The following is a 5,425-nucleotide window of genomic DNA, read 5'->3' as shown; positions in this document are numbered from 1 at the left end:
GACATCGCGACGCCTGAGGGCACGTTCGCCGTGCTCGCGATGGACCAACGCAACACGCTCAAGCGCATGTATGCGGCCGCCGGCATCAACGATCCGTCAGACGACGACCTGATCGACTACAAGGCCGACCTCCTGGCGAGCCTGAACGGGTCGGCGAGCGGGTTCCTGCTCGACCCGACGTTCGGGACGCCGGCGCTGAGCCGGCTCGACGACCCGCGGTTCGGCGTGCTGGTGGCGGCGGAGCCGTCGTCGCGCCCCAGCTACAACGGCGAGCCGCGCGCCCTGCGCGATCCCGACCTCAACGCGGCCTGGGTGCACAGCCTCGGCGGCCACGCGGTGAAGTTCCTGATCCAGGTACGCGCCGACCGCCCCGTCGTCGCCGGCGAGCCAGACCTCACCGCCGAAGCCATCGAGGTCATCAAGGCCGTGATCGCCGACTGCCGTGACAGCGGCGCCCCGTCGGTCATCGAGAACCTGATCTACCCGCTTCCTTCGGAGGAGCCGCTCAGCCCCGAGCAGAAGTCCGCCGCGATCATCGAGGCCGCCGTGGCGCTCGACGCGCTCGAGCCGGACCTGCTCAAGCTGGAGTATCCCGGCAGCCCTGAGGCATGCCGCAAGCTCGCCGACTCGATCAAGAGCCCGTGGGCCGTGCTGTCGGCCGGTGTCGGCTTCGAGGAGTTCGCCGACGTCCTCAAGGTCTCGTGCGACGAGGGCGGCGCATCCGGCTTCATCGCCGGCCGCTCGGTGTGGAAGGAGACCGTGGGCATGGACTCGACCCAACGACGTACGTTCCTGGAGCTCGAGGGACGCCGCCGCCTCGACGGCCTGGTGTCGGCGATGGACGGGCGGGCTCGTCCGTGGACGGAGGTGCGTGCCTCATGAGCACCCCGATCCTCGAAGCCCGCGGGCTGACCCGGCAGTTCGGGCAGGTCACCGCGCTCGACGGTGCCGACTTCGACGTCCACGCCGGAGAGGTCGTCGCCCTGATCGGCGACAACGGCGCCGGCAAGTCGACGCTCGTCAAGGCGCTGTCCGGCAACCTGGCGGTCGACTCCGGGGAGATCCTCTACGAGGGTCATCCCCAGCACATCGACACCCCGATGAAGGCCAGCGAGCTCGGCATCGAGACGGTCTACCAGGACCTCGCGCTCGCGCCGCACCTCGACCCGGCGCAGAACATGTTCCTGGGCCGTGAGCTGATGCGGGCCGGGCTCGCCGGCAAGTTCGGCTTCATGGACAACAAGGCGATGCGGGCCGAGGCACGGTCGTCGTTCGACAAGCTCGGCGCGACCGTCAAGAGCCTCACGGCGCCCGTCGGCTCGATGTCGGGCGGCCAGCGCCAGGCGATCGCGATCGCCCGCGCCGTGCACTGGGCCAGCAAGGTCGTCTTCCTCGACGAGCCGACCGCGGCGCTCGGCGTACGCCAGACGGCCAACGTGCTCGACACGATCCGCCGCGTACGCGACCACGGCGTCGCGGTGATCTTCATCAGCCACTCGATGCCGCACGTCATGGAGGTCGCGGACCGGGTGCAGGTCCTGCGACTCGGCAAGCGGGTCGCGACATACAACGTCAGCGAGACCTCGATGGAGCAGCTGGTGGGCGCCATGACCGGCGTCAAGGAAGAGGTGAAGAGCGCATGACCGTGGCAGGAGTCGCAGTCGAGTCGACGGAGAACGACAGCCCCGTCGCTCGCATCGTCAAGATGCAGGCCTTCCAGATCCTGCTGGTGCTGATCGCGATCTGGATCGTCTTCGCCGTCCAGTCGCCCGACAAGTTCGCGACCGTCGGCAACATGCGCCTCATCGCGCAGAACGCCGCGATCCTCGCGATCCTGGGCGTCGGGATGACGTTCGTCATCATCACGTCGGGCATCGACCTGTCGATCGGCTCGGTCATGGTGTTCTCGGGCGTGATCGGGGCCAAGGTCATGATCTGGGAGGGCGGTGACGGCTGGACCACCGCGGCGTACGGCGTCGTGGCGTCGATCCTGTCCGGCCTGGCCTGGGGCATGCTCAACGGAGTCCTGATCGCCAAGGCCAAGATCCCGCCCCTCATCGTGACGCTGGGCACGCTCGGCATGGCACTGGGAGCTGCGCAGATCATCACCAAGGGTGTCGACATCCGCGAGGTGCCCACGATCATGCAGGACAAGATCGGCTACGGCAACGTGTTCGGGCAGGTGCCGACGCTGACGGTCATCGCGCTGGCGTTCGTCGTGGTCGGTGCGATCCTCCTGCACGGCACCCGGTTCGGCCGGTTCACGTACGCCGTGGGGTCCAACGAGGAAGCCGCCCGCCGGGTGGGCCTCGAGGTCGATCGGCACCTCATCAAGGTCTACGCCCTGTCCGGCCTGCTCGCCGGTGTCGCCGGCATCCTGTCGCTCGCGCAGTTCAACACGACCGCGATCGCCGGCCAGACGCAGACCAACCTCAACGTCATCGCCGCAGTCGTCATCGGCGGGACGTCCCTGTTCGGGGGGATCGGCACGATCTTCGGCACCGTCGTGGGCTTGTTCATCCCCGCGGTGCTGCAGAACGGCTTCGTGATCGTCGGTGTGCAGCCGTTCTGGCAGCAGGTCGCGGTCGGTGCCGTACTCATCGTCGCCGTGTACGTCGACCAGGTGCGTCGGGCCGCGGCCCAGCGCGGCGGTCGAAGCAGATCCCCACTGCTCCAGCTGTGGAGCCCCAAGAAATCCTCACCCGAGGAGCAAGGAGTAACAACATGAGTCGATTCACACGAGGATTGGCCGTTGGCGCGTCAGTCCTGGTCATGGGTTCGTCGCTCGCTGCGTGCGGCGGCTCCGACGATGACGGAGGCGGAGGATCCGGCGACAAGAGCATCGCCTTCATCCAGGGCGTCGCCGGCGACCAGTTCTACATCACGATGCAGTGCGGCATCGAGGCTGCGGCCAAGACGGCCGGCGCGAAGGTCGAGGTGCAGGGTCCGCAGAAGTTCGACCCCACGCTGCAGAAGCCGATCGTCGACTCCGTCGTCGCCAGCAAGCCTGACGCGATCCTCGTGGCGCCGACCGACGTGTCAGCCATGGAAGCTCCGCTGAAGGCTGCCGAGAAGGCCGGCATCAAAGTCGTCCTCGTCGACACGACGGTCAACGACCCGTCGTTCGCGGTGTCCGAGATCTCGTCGGACAACATCGGCGGCGGCAAGGCCGCATTCGATGCGATCAAGCAGCTCAACCCCGACGGCGGCAAGGTCCTGGTCATCTCGACCGACCCGGGCGTCTCGACGGTCGACGCCCGCGTCAAGGGCTTCGAGGACGCTGCCAAGGGTGACTCGTCGTTCGAGTACCTCGGCGTGCAGTACAGCCACAACGAGCCGGCCACCGCAGCCAAGCTCGTGACGGCGGCGCTGCAGAAGGATCCCGACATCGTCGGCGTCTTCGCGACGAACCTGTTCGCCGCCGAGGGCACCGCGACCGGCGTCCGCCAGGCCGACAAGGGTGACCAGGTCAAGATCGTCGGCTTCGACGCCGGACCCGACCAGGTCAAGGCGCTCGAGGACGGCACGGTTCAGGCGCTCGTCGCCCAGCAGCCGGGCATCATCGGCGAGAAGGGCGTGGAGCAGGCCATGGCCGCGCTCGACGGCGGCTCGACGGAGAAGAAGATCCAGACGGGCTTCACCATCATCACGAAGGACAACCTCGCTGGTGAGGGCGGTGAGGCGGTCTACAAGTCGTCCTGCTGATACGAGGAGCGAGGTGCGCATCCCGGGACTTCCTCCCTCGGGGTGCGCACCTTCTCGTTGCCTCAGGCCGGGGCCGTGGCCGATCTGCCGGTCAGGACGGCGAGGGTCTCGGCGCAGCCCGCCTCGAGCTTGACCGTCGCGAGGTCGTCGCCCCGCGTCGATCCGCGGTTGATGATCGCGATGGGTATGCCCCGCTTGTGTGCCGCGCGTACGAAGCGCAGTCCGGACATGACCTGCAGCGACGACCCGAGCACCACGAGCGCCTCCGCCGCCTCGACGAGCGCGTAGCTGCGCTCGACCCGGTCCTTGGGCACGTTCTCGCCGAAGAACACGACGTCCGGCTTGAGGTCACCCCCGCACGTCCGGCACTCGGCGACCCGGAAGTCGGCGGTGTCGTCGAGCACGACGTCGCCATCGGGCGCCACCTCGCCGACGCGCGTCTCGTAGCCGGGGTTGAGCACCGAGAGCCTGGCGTGCAGCTCTGATCGCGGGGTGAGTTCGCGGCACTGCAGGCAGATGACCCGGTCGATGCGGCCGTGCAGGTCGATGACGTCGCGGTGGCCGGCGCGCCCGTGGAGCCCGTCGACGTTCTGCGTGATCAGGCCGGTCAGCCTGCCGTGCCGCTCCAGGTCGACCAGCGCGTGGTGCGTCGCGTTGGGTTGCGCCGCGCGCATCCGGCTCCAGCCGACATGGGCACGCGCCCAGTAGCGCTGCCGGCCCTCGGGCGTACGGACGAAGTCCTGGTACGTCATCGGCCTGCGCGCCGGCGAGCCCGGGCCGCGGTAGTCGGGGATCCCGGAGTCGGTGGACACGCCCGCACCGCTGAGCACGAGCCAACGGCGACCGCCGAGGACGCTCATGACGTCGGCAGCGTCGATGCGCCGCCAGGCCTGCTGATCCACGCCCTCAAGCGTACGTTCAGATGAGAAGTCAGCTGAAGACCTCGGCCAACAAGCCAAGGAGACCCGCGATCCAGGTGCGTGTGTTTTCGCCGAATCGGGGTATGTCCCGAAGTGAAGTGGGCCGGCACCCGTCGGCTGAGGGCAGATAGGAACTGCTGTGATCATTCTTGGAGTCATTCTGTTGATCCTGGGAGCAGTGCTCGACGTCCCGATCCTCTACACGATCGGCATCATCTTGCTGATCGTCGGTGCGATCTTGTGGATCCTGGGCTCGATGGACCGCGGCATCGGCGGTCGAAGACACTACTTCTGAGCGTGGCGGGGCCGTCGCCTTCGGGTGGCGGCCCCGTCCCATGCCCGGATCACGTCGCCAGCTCGATGAGCTTCTTGACGGTGTTGAGGTTGCGGGCGGTGCCGGGCACCTTGAGCGCACGGCCGATCGAGTCGGCCTTCATCTGCGGGCGACCAGCGCCGTTGGCGTACCTGATGTGCAGCTCGGTGCCGATGACCTGCCACCGGTCGTCGCCGGTCTCGTACGTCTCGGCCTTCGCGATCGCGTCGGCGGTCGGCTTGCCGGCGAGGAAGGAGACGTATGAGTACTTCGGCTCGACGACCTCGAACGGGTGGGCATCGAGGGCCTTGCGGACCTGCGCCGGCGTGCGGGAGATGACGTCACGGAACCAGCCGTAGCGCTTCTCAATCGCCTTCTCGAGGGCACGGTCGAAGTCGGCGCCCTTGCCGGGGACGTCGGCGATGAGATTGCCGGAGGCGATGTACGTCGACACGTCTGTCGCTCCGAGGTCGGTGGCGATCTCGCG

The 5,425-nt window shown here is 68.0% G+C and carries 7 protein-coding genes; 5 read left to right on the top strand and 2 right to left on the bottom strand.

The features are described from left to right. The 4 genes from V6M46_RS11165 to V6M46_RS11150 all read left to right on the top strand — a co-directional run. Positions 1-882, top strand: an 882-nt coding sequence (locus V6M46_RS11165; protein WP_332664893.1) for a hypothetical protein, incomplete at its 5' end; no start/stop codon positions are given. Continuing rightward, entirely contained in the window at positions 879-1,643 is a 765-nt protein-coding gene (locus tag V6M46_RS11160) for an ATP-binding cassette domain-containing protein (protein WP_332664891.1), read from the top strand. The genes V6M46_RS11165 and V6M46_RS11160, both read left to right, overlap by 4 nt. After that, positions 1,640-2,728, top strand: a complete 1,089-nt coding sequence (locus V6M46_RS11155) for an ABC transporter permease (RefSeq protein WP_332664889.1) — start codon at positions 1,640-1,642, stop codon at positions 2,726-2,728. The genes V6M46_RS11160 and V6M46_RS11155 overlap by 4 nt, the downstream gene beginning before the upstream one ends. Next, entirely contained in the window at positions 2,725-3,705 is a 981-nt protein-coding gene (locus tag V6M46_RS11150; RefSeq protein WP_332664887.1) for an ABC transporter substrate-binding protein, read from the top strand. The genes V6M46_RS11155 and V6M46_RS11150 overlap by 4 nt, the downstream gene beginning before the upstream one ends. A 62-nt stretch (positions 3,706-3,767) precedes the next feature. Here the strand turns inward: V6M46_RS11150 and V6M46_RS11145 are convergent, their stop codons facing one another. Beyond that, the gene (locus V6M46_RS11145) at positions 3,768-4,607 is read right to left on the bottom strand and encodes an NAD-dependent protein deacetylase (protein WP_332664883.1); all 840 of its coding nucleotides are present in this window, start codon (positions 4,605-4,607) and stop codon (positions 3,768-3,770) included. A 157-nt stretch (positions 4,608-4,764) separates the two neighbouring features. On the opposite strand from V6M46_RS11145, the gene V6M46_RS11140 reads away from it, so the two are divergent. Beyond that, entirely contained in the window at positions 4,765-4,920 is a 156-nt protein-coding gene (locus V6M46_RS11140; protein WP_332664880.1) for a DUF6131 family protein, read from the top strand. Between the two features lie 49 nt (positions 4,921-4,969). Here the strand turns inward: V6M46_RS11140 and V6M46_RS11135 are convergent. After that, positions 4,970-5,425, bottom strand: a 456-nt coding sequence (locus tag V6M46_RS11135; RefSeq protein ID WP_332664878.1) for a DUF1697 domain-containing protein, incomplete at its 5' end; no start/stop codon positions are given.

The organism is Aeromicrobium sp. (assembly GCF_036676885.1).
GTDB lineage: Bacteria > Actinomycetota > Actinomycetes > Propionibacteriales > Nocardioidaceae > Aeromicrobium.
This window is presented reverse-complemented; position numbering and strand designations above follow the sequence as displayed.

Excerpts from the sequence above, each read along its gene's own strand:
- V6M46_RS11160 (WP_332664891.1), top strand. The coding sequence starts at position 879 with ATGAGCACCCCGATCCTCGAAGCCCGCGGGCTGACCCGGCAGTTCGGG.
- V6M46_RS11155 (WP_332664889.1), top strand. The coding sequence starts at position 1,640 with ATGACCGTGGCAGGAGTCGCAGTCGAGTCGACGGAGAACGACAGCCCC.
- V6M46_RS11150 (WP_332664887.1), top strand. The coding sequence starts at position 2,725 with ATGAGTCGATTCACACGAGGATTGGCCGTTGGCGCGTCAGTCCTGGTC.